At 41.7% G+C, this 13,885-nt stretch carries 13 protein-coding genes; 1 reads left to right on the top strand and 12 read right to left on the bottom strand.

The window, feature by feature from the left end; all coding sequences use genetic code 11:
• Positions 1 to 67 precede the first annotated feature (67 nt).
• The 7 genes from pnpS to FNL97_RS03925 all read right to left on the bottom strand — a co-directional run bounded on the left by pnpS (position 68) and on the right by FNL97_RS03925 (position 7,340).
• A complete protein-coding gene (pnpS, locus tag FNL97_RS03955; protein ID WP_143415083.1) occupies positions 68 to 1,825 on the bottom strand; it encodes a two-component system histidine kinase PnpS in 1,758 nt (585 codons plus the stop codon).
• The gene (locus FNL97_RS03950) at positions 1,818 to 2,522 is read right to left on the bottom strand and encodes a response regulator transcription factor (protein WP_015864776.1); all 705 of its coding nucleotides are present in this window, start codon (positions 2,520 to 2,522) and stop codon (positions 1,818 to 1,820) included. Before FNL97_RS03950 ends, pnpS begins: the two co-directional genes overlap by 8 nt.
• Before the next feature lie 88 nt (positions 2,523 to 2,610).
• Positions 2,611 to 3,081, bottom strand: a complete 471-nt coding sequence (locus FNL97_RS03945) for a MaoC/PaaZ C-terminal domain-containing protein (protein ID WP_015864777.1) — start codon at positions 3,079 to 3,081, stop codon at positions 2,611 to 2,613.
• An 83-nt stretch (positions 3,082 to 3,164) separates the two neighbouring features.
• On the bottom strand, positions 3,165 to 4,103 hold the full coding sequence (gene mdh, locus FNL97_RS03940; RefSeq protein ID WP_015864778.1) for a malate dehydrogenase: 939 nt from the start codon (positions 4,101 to 4,103) through the stop codon (positions 3,165 to 3,167).
• Positions 4,104 to 4,124: 21 nt separating this feature from the next.
• Positions 4,125 to 5,399: an NADP-dependent isocitrate dehydrogenase gene (icd, locus tag FNL97_RS03935; protein ID WP_015864779.1), complete on the bottom strand. Its 1,275-nt coding sequence runs from the start codon at positions 5,397 to 5,399 to the stop codon at positions 4,125 to 4,127.
• A 74-nt stretch (positions 5,400 to 5,473) separates the two neighbouring features.
• Positions 5,474 to 6,592, bottom strand: a complete 1,119-nt coding sequence (gene citZ / locus FNL97_RS03930; RefSeq protein WP_143415082.1) for a citrate synthase — start codon at positions 6,590 to 6,592, stop codon at positions 5,474 to 5,476.
• A gap of 292 nt (positions 6,593 to 6,884) precedes the next feature.
• Positions 6,885 to 7,340 carry a DUF441 domain-containing protein gene (locus FNL97_RS03925; protein WP_143415081.1) on the bottom strand — a complete coding sequence of 152 codons (456 nt, stop codon included), beginning with the start codon at positions 7,338 to 7,340 and terminating at the stop codon, positions 6,885 to 6,887.
• Positions 7,341 to 7,453: 113 nt separating this feature from the next.
• Here FNL97_RS03925 and ytvI point away from each other — a divergent pair, with 113 nt between their 5' ends.
• A complete protein-coding gene (ytvI, locus tag FNL97_RS03920; protein WP_143415080.1) occupies positions 7,454 to 8,572 on the top strand; it encodes a sporulation integral membrane protein YtvI in 1,119 nt (372 codons plus the stop codon).
• Positions 8,573 to 8,620: 48 nt separating this feature from the next.
• Here the strand turns inward: ytvI and FNL97_RS03915 are convergent, their stop codons facing one another.
• From FNL97_RS03915 to accD, 5 genes are all read right to left on the bottom strand, one after another.
• Entirely contained in the window at positions 8,621 to 9,010 is a 390-nt protein-coding gene (locus FNL97_RS03915) for an FxsA family protein (RefSeq protein ID WP_143415079.1), read from the bottom strand.
• 65 nt (positions 9,011 to 9,075) lie between these two features.
• The gene (gene pyk / locus FNL97_RS03910; protein WP_143416285.1) at positions 9,076 to 10,839 is read right to left on the bottom strand and encodes a pyruvate kinase; all 1,764 of its coding nucleotides are present in this window, start codon (positions 10,837 to 10,839) and stop codon (positions 9,076 to 9,078) included.
• A gap of 30 nt (positions 10,840 to 10,869) precedes the next feature.
• Complete coding sequence (pfkA, locus tag FNL97_RS03905; RefSeq protein WP_062679231.1) at positions 10,870 to 11,829, bottom strand: 6-phosphofructokinase; 960 nt, start codon at positions 11,827 to 11,829, stop codon at positions 10,870 to 10,872.
• A 191-nt stretch (positions 11,830 to 12,020) separates the two neighbouring features.
• Complete coding sequence (gene accA, locus FNL97_RS03900; protein ID WP_143415078.1) at positions 12,021 to 12,998, bottom strand: acetyl-CoA carboxylase carboxyl transferase subunit alpha; 978 nt, start codon at positions 12,996 to 12,998, stop codon at positions 12,021 to 12,023.
• On the bottom strand, positions 12,983 to 13,855 hold the full coding sequence (gene accD, locus FNL97_RS03895; protein ID WP_015864788.1) for an acetyl-CoA carboxylase, carboxyltransferase subunit beta: 873 nt from the start codon (positions 13,853 to 13,855) through the stop codon (positions 12,983 to 12,985). Before accD ends, accA begins: the two co-directional genes overlap by 16 nt.
• Positions 13,856 to 13,885: the final 30 nt, after the last annotated feature.

The raw sequence follows: 13,885 nt of genomic DNA, 5'->3' as shown, positions 1-13,885 counted from the left end.
TTATATAAAGAAAAAAAAACGAGAACGTTTTTTCGTCCTCGCTTCTTTATTCAATAACCGGAACACATCACTCGCTTTGCATTTGTTTCGGAAAATGCACCGTAAATGTCGTTCCTTTTCCAACTCGACTTTTTACTGTAATATGACCATGATGTGCTTCCACTAAATGTTTTACAATGGCAAGTCCCAAACCAGTCCCGCCGGAATTGCGGCTTCTTGCCTTATCCACACGGTAAAACCGCTCAAAAATGCGCGGGATCTCCTGTTCATCAATGCCGATCCCTGTATCTTTTACGTGAACGAGAATTTCTTTTTCTTTTTCCTCTATCATTAATTCCACTTTTCCGCCTTTCGGTGTATACGTTAAAGCATTTGTAATTAAATTAATAAATATTTGCTTAATGCGGTTCGCATCTCCTTCCATATATACCGATTTTGGCGCATGCAAATAAAAATCAATCCCTTTTTCTTCGGCCTTTTGTTGAAACATGACGGCAATTTCACGCAAAAGATCCGCAAGATCCACCGTTCCCAAATGAAGTCGAAATCCTTGCTGCTCTATTTTCGACAAATCGAGCAAATCTTGCACTAACGTTTGCAATCGTTCGCTTTCTTTCCAAATAATCGACAAAAAATACTCCAGCGTTTGTTCATCTTTCATCGCGCCATCAAGCAATGTCTCTGCAAACCCTTTAATCGACGTAATCGGTGTTTTTAATTCATGGGATACGTTCGCAACAAAATCTTTGCGCATTTGTTCTAGTTTTTTCAGTTCAGTAATATCATGGAAAACAAGAACAATCCCTTTCCATTCATCATTCGTTCCAATAATTGGGGCACCGTATACTTCAAAATGCTTTCGATCAATCCCGATCGTCAGCAACAGCTGTTTGCGAATTTTTGTTTCTTTCATAAAAATTTCATTTACAAGTTGAACAATCTCTTTATGGGCAAACGCTTCTGTATACGGCCGGTATAAATAATCAACCGGATGAATATGGAAACTCTCTTTAAAGGCGCGGTTAATTAAATTGATATATCCCCGGCTATCGATCAAAATGAGCCCAATTCCGACGTTTTCAATCAGTGTATGCAAACGGTCTGTTTCCATTTCCCGCGCCTTGCTTATCTCTTGCAAATTGCGGGCAAGCCGGTTAATAGAATGGACGAGCATTCCTGTTTCATTATTTTTTACATGCGGAACTCTCGCTTTATAATTCCCTTTTGCCAATTCAAATGCCACTTTTGTTGCTGCTTCGATCGGTTTCATATATTGATCAGCTATTTTTAGCCCTAACAAAATAATGACAATAAGTGCTGTACCTAAACTGCTAATTAATACCCCCCAAATTTGCTGAGTCACTTTTTTTAACGAATTGGTCGGGGAGCTTAAAATGACATATCCCGCGTTTTTCCCGTTTTTTGTAAAAGGAACGATATAGTAATAGACATCATCTGTTTTTTCAATAACGGAAAATTGATTTAATTGGTTTCTCCGCAAAATATTGCGAATGATCTGTTCATGGTCTTCATCGCTAATATGAGCAACATGTCCTGTATCAAACAACGTTTTTTCATGGTTATCTAATATGGTAATACGTGACGATAACGCTTCGCTCATCTCTTGTAAATCTTGGCGAATTCGATCAAGTGATTCATTTTTTAATAAAATGGCAATTGCTTTTGCTTCCTTTTCCATTCGTATATTCATAGTTTCCACATAAAAGTCTTTAAACAACTGCCCAAGCAATATACCGAGACAAATCAATACCGTGACAATTAATGTCACAAGCCCAAACAATAGACGCGATCGGAAGCTAGTCATTCCGCTTTGGCCCCTCTAGTTTATATCCAAGCCCTCTTATTGTTTTAATATATATAGGTTTTTTTGTATCTTGTTCAATTTTTTCACGCAAATGGCTGATGTGAACATCGACAATACGAGTATCCCCAGCAAAATCATAGTTCCATACCGAACTTAGCAGTTGATCCCTCGTTAATACTCGACCTTTATGTTTTGCTAAATAAACAAGCAGTTCAAATTCTTTTGGAGTCAGCTCAAGCCGCTCCCCACGAAAATATGCCTCATAGCTGTCAGGAAGAATCTTTAAATCTCCGATGACTATTTCTTTTGTTTCCATTTCTCCATTAGAAAGCTGCGTGCGCCGCAAAATCGCTTTTACTCTCGCTACTACTTCACGCGGACTAAACGGCTTTGTCATATAATCATCAGCGCCGAGTTCAAGCCCAAGCACTTTATCAAATTCATCATCTTTCGCTGTTAACATTAAAATCGGTGTCATCACTTTTTGCTGGCGCAATTGTTTACATACTTCCACCCCATCGAGCTTTGGCAGCATCAAATCAAGAATAATAAATGCTGGCTGTTCGAAAGCTACCTTTTCTATTGCTTCCTCGCCGTCATTTGCGGTCAAAACCGTAAAACCCGCTTGTTCCAAATTGTATGTTAAAAGTGTGACAATCGATTGCTCATCATCAACGACTAATACTTTTTTACACATATACGCCCCCACCACATCAATAATATTATTCGTTTTTATCATACCATAAACATGCAAAAAACCGCCTCAAATAAGGCGGTTTTTTCATTTAAAAATTTTCTAATGCCCAGCTATCCAATGTTGGCAGTGCATACGGCGGACAGACGGATAAAGTACCTTCTAACACTTTTTCTGATTCTTGACGTATCGCTTCGACAGCAATCGCAATATGATGGCATTCTTCATCTATTTCCGTCACTTCAAACAAAAATTGCAATTGTTCATAATGGTAAACCGGCTTCAGAAAATGAATTTCCTGCTTTGTAATATGGCTTCCCGGTCCCGGCAAATATTTCGAAATAGCCGATGTGATCATACCTGTCAGCATCACCGCTGGAACAATCGGCTTTTTAAACGGTGTCTGTGAAGCGTAATCGTGTTGAATGTATAACGGATTCGCATCATCTGTTAATCCAAGATAAAGCAATAAATCTTTATCTTCCATTTTGGCGTTAATTACTAATTTTTCCCCGACCGTGATTTCTGATATATTTCTCCCTAGTTTTCGTTTTCTCAGCACTTAAAACACCCCTTTGTTTAGAAAGCGCTTTCAATAAATATGTGGCAAAAATTCGGGGGATTCCCGAATTTTTGCCTTTGCCATTATTCTAATACTCTCATCACGTTTTTGACAGATTCGACGGATTTGGCAAGCGCCGCTTTTTCTTCTTCAGTAAGCTCTAGTTCGATGACTTTTTCAATGCCGTTTCCGCCTAAAATCGTCGGCACACCCAAGTAAATGCCTTCGTAACCGTATTCGCCTTCAAGATAAGCGATTGCTGGAAGAATGCGGCGTTGATCTTTAATAATCGCTTCCACCATTTCTGCAAGCGATGCAGCAGGAGCGTAATAAGCACTTCCATTGCCCAATAAGTTCACGATTTCACCGCCGCCTTTGCGAGTGCGTTCCACAATCGCGTCTAGGCGGTCTTTCGGAATTAATTTTTCGAGCGGAATGCCGCCAGCATAGGAGTAACGAACGAGCGGCACCATGTCATCACCATGTCCTCCTAATACAAAACCAGTAACGTCTTTCACAGAAATATTCAACTCTTGTGCAACAAACGTGCGAAAACGAGCTGTGTCTAATACGCCAGATTGACCGATTACCCGGTTTTTCGGAAATCCAGATTCTTTAAATACCGTATATGTCATCGCATCAACAGGGTTCGTCAATACGATAATATAGCAATTCGGCGAATATTTGACGACTTCTTTTGTTACTTGTTTCATAATTTTTTGGTTTGTTGTAACAAGATCGTCGCGGCTCATGCCCGGTTTGCGTGCGATCCCTGCTGTAATAACAACAATATCGGAATCGGCAGTATCCGCATAATCGGAAGTGCCGATAATATTTGCATCAAAACCTAGCACTGGACTTGATTCCAACATGTCCAACGCTTTTCCTTTTGTCGGATTTTCTAATTGTGGAATATCGACAAGAACGACGTCTCCTAGTTCTTTTTGCGCCAAAATAAATGCGGTGGTTGCTCCGGTAAATCCCGCACCGATCACTGAGATTTTTTTGCGTTTCATTGTCATTTTTTCCATCCTCTCCCAGTTTTATTCCATATTCCGGATGAGTGCGTCAGCGAATTCTGAACATTTTACTTCCGTAGCGCCCTCCATGAGACGAGCAAAATCGTATGTAACGATTTTTGCAGCAATCGTTTTTTCCATTGCTTTGACAATGAGTTTTGCCGCTTCGTTCCAGCCGAGATGCTCAAACATCATCACACCAGATAAAATGACCGATGATGGGTTCACTTTATCCAATCCTGCATATTTCGGAGCCGTTCCGTGAGTAGCTTCAAAAATGGCATGCCCTGTTTCGTAGTTAATGTTTGCTCCCGGAGCGATACCAATGCCGCCAACTTGTGCTGCTAACGCGTCAGAAATATAGTCGCCGTTTAAGTTCATCGTTGCAACCACATCAAATTCGCGCGGACGCGTTAAAATTTGTTGTAAGAAAATATCGGCAATGACGTCTTTGATAATAATTTTTCCGGCTTCTTCTGCTTCCGCCAGCGCCTTGTTCGCTGCTTCTTTTCCTTCTGTTTCGACAATGCGGTCATATTGCGCCCACGTAAATACTTTGTCGCTGAATTCTTCTTCTGCTAATTCATAGCCCCAATTTTTAAACGCGCCTTCCGTAAATTTCATAATATTTCCTTTATGAACAAGCGTAACCGATTTTCGTCCGTGTTCAATCGCATAGTTGATTGCAGCGCGCACTAACCGTTTCGTTCCTTGTTCGGAAATTGGCTTAATGCCGATACCAGAAGTTTCTGGGAAGCGGATTTTGCGAACGCCCATTTCATTTTGCAAGAAATCAATCACTTTTTTCACTTCTGGTGTCCCTTTGGCATACTCAATTCCAGCATAAATATCTTCCGTGTTTTCACGGAAAATGACCATATCTGTATCTTCTGGACGTTTTACCGGAGAAGGAACACCTTTAAAATAGCGGACCGGACGCAAGCAAACGAATAAATCCAACTCTTGGCGAAGCGCTACGTTCAATGAACGAATGCCCCCGCCGACTGGAGTCGTCAGCGGACCTTTGATCGCGATTATGTATTCCCGAATAACATCAATGGTTTCTTGTGGAAGCCACTCGCCGGTTTGTTTGTACGCTTTTTCCCCTGCGAGAACTTCTTTCCAAACGATTTTCTTTTCCCCTTTATACGCCTTTTCTACTGCTGCTTCCAACACACGAGATGCGGCAGCCCAAATGTCTGGACCTGTCCCATCCCCTTCAATAAATGGAATAATTGGATTGTTTGGTACATTTAACACACCATTTGTTACAGTAATTTTTTCACCTTGCGCCACCATAACAACCTCCAAATATATTTTGTTAAAGGTGAGAATAATTATATCTTCTCACCTTTTATAAACTATAAACATAATCAGCCGCGTTGTTCAATCGGCACATATGCCCTTTTTGCCGGACCTGTGTATTCCGCGCGCGGACGAATGAGACGATTGTTATCGTATTGTTCTAAAATATGGGCAAGCCATCCAGACATACGGCTTACTGCAAAAATCGGCGTAAATAAGTCATGATCAATTCCTAAGCAGTGATAAACAGATGCCGAGTAAAAATCAACGTTTGGTGGCAGTGATTTTTCGGAAGTAACAATTTCTTCAATTCTCGCTGACATTTCATACCAATGTGGTTCACCAACAAGCTTCGTTAATTTTTCCGACATCTTTTTCAAATGTTTCGCACGCGGATCGCCCTTTCGGTAAACGCGATGGCCAAAGCCCATGATTTTTTCTTTATTTTCTAACTTTTTGTAGATATATGATTCTACATTATCAATCGTTCCAATTTCTTTTAACATTTTCATGACTGCTTCATTTGCGCCGCCGTGAAGCGGTCCTTTCAACGCTCCAATCGCCGCTGTCACACCAGAGTAAACATCTGATAATGTCGCTACGCAAACACGCGCAGTAAATGTCGATGCGTTTAATTCATGATCCGCATGTAAAACAAGCGCTTTGTTAAACGCTTCAACAGCCGTTTCATTTGGTTCTTTGCCTGTCAACATGTAAAGGAAGTTAGCTGCAAATCCTAAATCTTTTCTTGGCTCGACAGGCTCCAACCCTTTGCGGACGCGGGCGAATGCTGTAACAACTGTAGGAATTTTTGCTTGCAAACGAATCGCTTTGCGGTAGTTTGCTTCTTTTGTCATTACATCCGCTTCTTCGTCGTATAGCCCTAACATAGAAATCGCTGTCCGCAATGCTGCCATCGGATGAACTTTGTCGATTGGATACTGTTTAAAATGTTCAATAATTTCTTTCGGAATTGCCGCATTTTCCGCCAATTGCTGTTTTAGCTCTTCCAACTGTTGTCTCGTCGGAAGTTCACGATGCCAAAGCAAATAAATAACCTCTTCGAATGAAGCGTTTTCTGCCAAATCATCGATGTTGTAGCCTACGTATGTTAGCGTGTCATCAATAATCGAGCTAATGCTTGACGTGGTTGCCACAACCCCTTCTAGACCGCGTGTAACTGTCATCGTGATCTCTCCTTTTCTTTAAAATTCCCCTTCTCTCAATTGCAATTTATACGATATGAGAGCGAGCGCTTGCTCGAAATAAAAGTAAAAAAAGTTTAATGTAGAAAGTGCTTACATTTTATAATATATTCCCTGTTGTCCGCCGCCTTTTGCTAGAATAAAAAGCGGCAGCGGGGATGCCGCTAAATAGGCTTACGTCTATATTATAAACAATTATCTGACTTTTGTGAATCCAAAACCTCTTATTCTTTAAATATTATTACAAAAAAATAAATTCGGCTTAAATAACTATTTAAAAATATTCTATCACTTTCATCACCATATAAGCAATCCCCGCACCGATTAGTGGACCGACAGCAACGCCATGAAAAAGCGACACTGCAATAATCGTCCCAAATACGAGAGCAGCCGTCATATGTGGGTCCGTTGACAATAATTTGACTCCGCCTTTAGCGACTAATGCAACAAAAATTCCTGATAATAGCGCGATCCAAGCTGAAAGCGACTGCAATGATGCGATTAATTGCTTAAAACCAATCTCTCCCGTAGCAATCGGCGCCAATACAGCAATCGTGATCACCGTAACTCCCCAATGAATTCCTTTTTCATGGACGATAGGTAGCCACTTTTCTCCCATCCCGACCATTTTAATAATTAATAAAATAGCAACCGCAATCATTAATGATTGGTTTTTGGCAATAAATCCGATAATAAATAAAATAAGTAAAAATAATATTGGTTCACTCACTGACTCTCTTCCTTTCTTTAATTAAAATATCCAGAGCATGAAACCTTCTTCTTTGCGTATACGTAATGAAACCTGTAATATATAACTATGGAAAAATTTATGGAGGTGAAACATTGTCCCGCCATCATTTATATAGCTTTATTCGCTTTTTGTTGGTGATCGCTGTAGTCGTATTCGGAGCAATGGCTCTTTATTATGTATCCACCGTTACATATCCATTTATTATTGCGTTTTTTATCGCTTTCTTGATCAATCCGTTAGTCGATTTTCTAGAAACAAAAACGAAAATGCCAAGATGGCTGGCAGTGATTGTAACATTAATTGTACTATTCGCAATCGTTGCCGGTCTTGTTACTTTACTGATTGCGGAAATTGTTTCAGGTACACAATACTTGGCAAATGTTGTACCAGAGAATTTCCAAAAATTAATTACGTATATGGAAACATTAGTTGCCCAACAAATCATTCCTCTTTATAATGATTTAGCCGCTTTATTTAAAAATTTAGATGCTAGCCAGCAAGATACGATTATGAATAACATCCAAGCAGCAGGTACACAAATAGCAACAACAGTCGGGCAATTTATTCAGCATGTGCTTCAGAACATTCCTCAGCTGCTCGCTTGGCTTCCAAATGCTGCTACCGTCTTTATTTTTTCGCTATTAGCTACGTTTTTTATTAGCAAAGATTGGTATCGACTCACTGGAATCGCCCAAAAAATTTTGCCAGCAAAAGCACGCAAGAGCGGAAAAAGAGTATTTCTCGATTTAAAGAAAGCGCTATTCGGCTTTATCAAAGCGCAGGCTACGCTTATTTCGATCACTACGGTCATTGTTTTGATCGGATTGTTAATTCTTCGTGTCAACTATGCTATTACCATTGCGCTTATTATCGGGCTTGTGGATATTTTACCATACTTAGGAACGGGAATTGTCTTTGTTCCTTGGATTATTTATGCGGCGGTAAGCGGTGATGTACCGTTTGCAATCGGGCTAAGTGTACTTTATATTGTCGTCCTCGTTCAACGGCAAATCATGGAGCCAAAAGTATTATCATCATCGATCGGACTTGACCCGCTGGCTACATTAGTAGCATTATTTGTCGGATTTAAATTAATTGGGTTCCTAGGATTAATTATTGGACCTGTTACACTTGTCATTATCCGTACGTTGCACAGCGCCAACGTATTTCGTGATATTTGGAATTTTATTATCGGAAAGCCAACAACATAAACACAATCAAAGAGAAAGAGCCTTTCAACACACGGAAAGGCTCTTTTTTCATCTATAAATGCGAAAAAACATTTTTGTATCAAACAATGATTTTAACCAACGGGCGATATACGGCTTAATCATGGACCGGGTAGCAGGAAGAAGAAGAAAAACGCCAACGATATCTGTAAAAAAACCTGGTGTTATTAAAAGTACTCCGCCGATGAGCACACAAACGCCATCGAGTATCGCTCCGCTTGGAAGGCGTCCATAGAAAAGCTCCCGTTTTGCATCTTCAACAACCGACAGCCCTTGCTGTTTCGCAAGATGCACCCCTATTATTCCAGTCAGTATGATCAGCGCAACCGTTGACCAAACACCAATAAGTTTGCCAGAAAGAATAAACAACGCGATTTCCAGGGCAAGAATAACGATCAACATTCTGATAAACCATCTCATCTTTCTTCTTCCTTTCAGAGAAAAGAATAAAAACAGAGAATTGCTTCTCTGTTTTTATTTATGCCCTATAACACGCTTGCATGTCCTTGATAAACAGCACCAAATCCAGCGTCGACCGTAATTTCCTGCCCATCTTTTAAAATCGATGTAGCATTTTCTACACCGACAATAACAGGAATGCCGAGACTTAAACCGACGACTGCAGCGTGGCTTGTTAATCCGCCTTCCTCGGTAATAATCGCTGCTGCTTTTTCCAATGCTTCCATCATGTCTGCATCCGTATTATATGTCACTAAAATTCCGCCTTCTACCATTTTATTGATTGCTTCTTCTGCCGTTTTCGCAATAACGGCCTTTCCGAACGCGGACTTGCGGCCGATTCCTTGTCCTTTTGCAATAATGTCACCGATGACATGCACTTTCATCAAGTTCGTCGACCCCGTTTCTCCAACTGGGACTCCCGCGGTAATGACGACTAAATCACCGTGTTTTACTACTCCTGATTTTATCGCAGCTTCCACGGCAATATCAAGCATTTCATCGGTTGTGTTCGCTTTTGGAGCAACTTGCGAATATACTCCCCATACGAGCGCTAATTTGCGCGATACAGATTCACTGGCAGTAACTGCAACGATCGGCGCTTTTGGACGGTATTTTGACACCATATATGCCGTTTTTCCACTTACTGTTGGTGTTACGATTGCCGCCACGTCTAAATTTAATGCCGTATGCGCAACAGACTGCCCAATTGCATCTGTAATCGTCGTCGCGCTTTCTCTTGTCCGTTGTGCTAATATTTCCCGGTATTGCAATGCTTGTTCTGTACGCAAAGCAATTTGATGCATGGTTTTTACTGCTTCTACTGGATATTGTCCTGCCGCTGTTTCTCCAGATAACATCACCGCATCTGTCCCATCAAAGATCGCATTCGCGACATCGCTTGCCTCGGCCCGCGTCGGTCTCGGATTTCGCTGCATCGAATCTAACATTTGTGTGGCTGTAATAACCGGTTTACCAAGCATATTGCATTTTTTAATAAGCGCTTTTTGGATAAGCGGCACTTCTTCGGCTGGAATTTCCACCCCAAGATCGCCGCGCGCCACCATTAGTCCATCTGTAACTTCTAAAATATCATCAATATTATCCACGCCTTCTTGATTTTCGATTTTCGCAATGATTTGAATATGAAGCGCGTTGTTTGCCTCAAGCAATTCACGGATTTCTAATACATCGGAAGCGCGCCGCACAAAGGAAGCAGCGATAAAATCAACACCTTGCTCAATACCGAATAAAATATCTTGGCGATCTTTGTCCGTAATACCTGGCAAATTGACGCGGATACCAGGCACATTGACTCCTTTTTTGTTTTTCAATACACCGCCATTCAATACTTTCGTCACGATTTCTCGCGCTTGTTTATCGACTGAAATCACTTCTAATCCGATTAGACCATCATCGAGGAGAATTTTTGCACCAGAAGTGACGTCATCGACCAGTCCTTCATACGTAACCGAAATTTTTTCCGGTGTTCCAAGCACTTCCTCCATCGAAATAATCAGCTGTTCTCCTTCTTTTAGCTCAATTGCCCCGTTTTCCATATTATGCGTACGGATTTCCGGTCCTTTTGTATCTAATAAAATCGCTACCGTTTTTCCCGTTCGTTTTGCCGCTTCCCGAATGTTTTGAATGCGACGCCCGTGCTCAACATGGTCACCGTGGGAAAAATTTAAGCGTGCTACATTCATCCCGGCATGGATCAATTCCACAAGCTTGTCTACACTTTCGCTTGCAGGACCGATCGTACAGACGATTTTTGTTTTCCGCATCATCATTTCTTCTTCCTTTCCACAGGAAATATACTAGATGGATAGCTCTTTCGATAACAAATACATTTTTTGGTCAACGGTATGTTTGTTTGCTAATGCTTCCACAATATCATGGTCGACAAGCTGATTATTTTGGATGCCGACGCAGCGGCCGCCTTTGCCTTCTAACAATAGCTCTACTGCCCGTGCACCTAAGCGGCTGGCTAACACACGGTCAAACGCGGTTGGAGAACCGCCGCGCTGAACATGTCCCAACACTGTGACGCGCGTTTCAAATCCTGTCGCTTCTTGAATTTTCTTTCCAAACTCGACTCCGCTTCCGACACCTTCAGCAACGATAATAATACTATGTTTTTTGCCTCGTTCATGACCACGCTTTAACCGTGCAATAACATCATTCATATCGTAATCGGCTTCTGGAATCAAAATCGTTTCTGCACCTCCAGCAAGCCCTGACCATAACGCAATATCCCCAGCATGACGCCCCATTACTTCAATCACATATGTTCGTTCATGCGATGTAGCAGTATCACGAATTTTGTCAATCGCGTCAATCACCGTGTTTAAAGCCGTATCGAAACCAATCGTAAAATCTGTTCCAGGAATGTCATTGTCAATGGTTCCTGGCACCCCGACACAAGGAAATCCGTGCTCTGTTAATTTTTTGGCACCTTGATAAGAACCATCTCCACCGATGACGACTAATCCTTCAATCCCGTGTTTTTTCAATTGTTCAATCCCTTTTAACTGCCCTTCTTCTGTCTTAAATTCCGGACAGCGCGCCGTATACAGAATTGTTCCTCCACGATGGATAATGTCGCCGACATCACCCACTTCTAATTTTTTAATTTTCCCAGCAATCAAGCCTGCATACCCATGATAAATTCCAAATACTTCTACTCCGTGGTAAATCGCCTTACGGACGACAGCGCGAATCGCTGCATTCATACCTGGTGAATCTCCGCCACTTGTTAACACACCTATACGTTTCATATTGCCACCTCATTCGTTCATTGTTTCACAAAAGATTCAAAAATGTCCGACCTCATACCTTTAAAACCCATTAACATTCTATAACATAACACGAAGCATAAAAGAACACAATAGACAAGCTGTTAAATATTTTTTATTGAAACGGCTTACAATACAACAAAGCTGCCCCATAAAATGAGACAGCCCTGCTTTTATCTTGCCCGAACTCCATCATGAGAATACGTAAATTGCCCAATTTGCTTAAACTTTTCATATCGCTGTTGAACAAGCGTTTCCCCATCAAGCTTTAAGAGCTGCTTTAGCGATCGTTTCAGCACTTTATCAATTTCCGCCGCTTGTTGGTCCACATCGCGATGGGCACCGCCGCGGACCTCCGGAATAATTTCATCAATCACCCCAAGTTCTTTTAAATCATTCGCTGTAATTTTCATCGTTTCCGCTGCGCGTTGGGCAAGCGATGCATCTTTCCATAAAATCGCAGCGGCTCCTTCTGGAGAGATCACAGAGTAAGTAGAGTTTTCCAGCATATGAATATGATTGCCAACGCCGAGCGCAAGCGCGCCGCCGCTTCCCCCTTCACCAATAACGATGCAAACAATCGGTACCGTAAGTCCTGACATCTCAAATAAATTTCTGGCAATCGCTTCGCTTTGCCCGCGCTCTTCCGCTGCTTTTCCGGGATATGCCCCTTTTGTATCAATAAAACAAATGATTGGCCGTTGAAATTTTTCCGCCTGTTTCATCAGACGCAATGCTTTTCGATATCCTTCTGGATGCGGCATTCCAAAATTACGTCGAATATTTTCTTTCGTGTCTTTTCCGCGCTGATGACCAATGACTGTCACAGGCAGACCGTCATATTTGGCGATCCCTCCAACAATTGCCTCATCATCTCCAAAACAGCGGTCACCATGGCATTCCAAAAAATGAGTAAACAGCCGCTCAATGTAATCAAGCGTTGTCGGACGATTCGGGTGACGCGCAATTTGAACGCGGTCCCATGGAGTTAAATTCGCATATATGTCATTTTCCAATTTTGCAAGGCGCGCTTCCAATTTTTCAATTTCCGATGAAAGGTCTACATCTGTGCTTTTCATAAATTCTTTTAACTCACTAATTTTTTTGCGCAATTCTATAAGCGGCTTTTCAAATTCTAACTCTGCCACCATCCGTGTCCCCCTCCTCCTTGATGAATATCAAGCACGGTCGTTAATGTATCTTTTAAATCATGGCGATGAATGACGGCATCAAGCTGCCCGTGTTTTAATAAAAACTCTGCCGTTTGAAAGTCTTCTGGAAGTTCCTCCCTTACCGTTTGTTGAATCACGCGTCGGCCCGCAAAGCCAATGAGCGCTCCTGGTTCTGCAAAATTATAGTCTCCCAGCGAGGCAAAACTTGCGGATACCCCTCCGGTAGTCGGATGTGTCATCACCGAAATAATAAGACCGCCCTCATCGCTGAACAATTTTAAAGCGGCGCTTGTTTTGGCCATTTGCATTAAACTTAATACTCCTTCCTGCATGCGCGCGCCGCCGGAAGCCGTAAAAATAAGAAATGGTACATGGAGCTCTCTCGCTTTTTCAATCGCTCTCGTAATTTTTTCACCAACAACAGAACCCATGCTTCCCATCCGAAACGCCGAATCCATCACAGCGATCACAATCGGGTATCCATTTAACGTTCCTTCGCCAGTAATGACCGCTTCGTTTAGGTTCGATTTGCGGCGGTCTTCTTCGAGTTTTTCTATATATCCTGGAAACTGCAATGGATTCACTGACACCATATCCGCATCATATTCATGAAAACTTCCTTCGTCTAACAAGCTATTAATTCGTTCACGGGACGGCATCGTATGATGATAGCCGCAGCTCATGCAAACCCTCAAATTTTTTACCAGTTCTTTCGTATACATAATTTTTTTGCACTTGGGGCATTTTGTCATAATTCCTTCTGGAACTTCACTTCTCACTTTTTCGGAAGGAATCGATGCATATTTCTTCTTTTTTGTAAATAAGTCTTTCCACATGAGGTGCTCCCTCCTCCACTTTTTCACTCT

The organism is Geobacillus sp. E263, assembly GCF_007197795.1.
Lineage (GTDB): Bacteria > Bacillota > Bacilli > Bacillales > Anoxybacillaceae > Parageobacillus_B > Parageobacillus_B toebii.
This window is presented reverse-complemented; position numbering and strand designations above follow the sequence as displayed.

Excerpts from the sequence above, each read along its gene's own strand:
- FNL97_RS03915 (WP_143415079.1), bottom strand. The coding sequence starts at position 9,010 with ATGAGATGGTTTATCAGAATGTTGATCGTTATTCTTGCCCTGGAAATC.
- FNL97_RS03950 (WP_015864776.1), bottom strand. The coding sequence starts at position 2,522 with ATGTGTAAAAAAGTATTAGTCGTTGATGATGAGCAATCGATTGTCACA.
- accA (WP_143415078.1), bottom strand. The coding sequence starts at position 12,998 with ATGGTGGCAGAGTTAGAATTTGAAAAGCCGCTTATAGAATTGCGCAAA.
- pfkA (WP_062679231.1), bottom strand. The coding sequence starts at position 11,829 with ATGAAACGTATAGGTGTGTTAACAAGTGGCGGAGATTCACCAGGTATG.
- pnpS (WP_143415083.1), bottom strand. The coding sequence starts at position 1,825 with ATGACTAGCTTCCGATCGCGTCTATTGTTTGGGCTTGTGACATTAATT.
- mdh (WP_015864778.1), bottom strand. The coding sequence starts at position 4,103 with ATGACAATGAAACGCAAAAAAATCTCAGTGATCGGTGCGGGATTTACC.
- icd (WP_015864779.1), bottom strand. The coding sequence starts at position 5,399 with ATGGTGGCGCAAGGTGAAAAAATTACTGTAACAAATGGTGTGTTAAAT.
- pyk (WP_143416285.1), bottom strand. The coding sequence starts at position 10,839 with ATGATGCGGAAAACAAAAATCGTCTGTACGATCGGTCCTGCAAGCGAA.
- accD (WP_015864788.1), bottom strand. The coding sequence starts at position 13,855 with ATGTGGAAAGACTTATTTACAAAAAAGAAGAAATATGCATCGATTCCT.
- citZ (WP_143415082.1), bottom strand. The coding sequence starts at position 6,592 with ATGACAGTTACACGCGGTCTAGAAGGGGTTGTGGCAACCACGTCAAGC.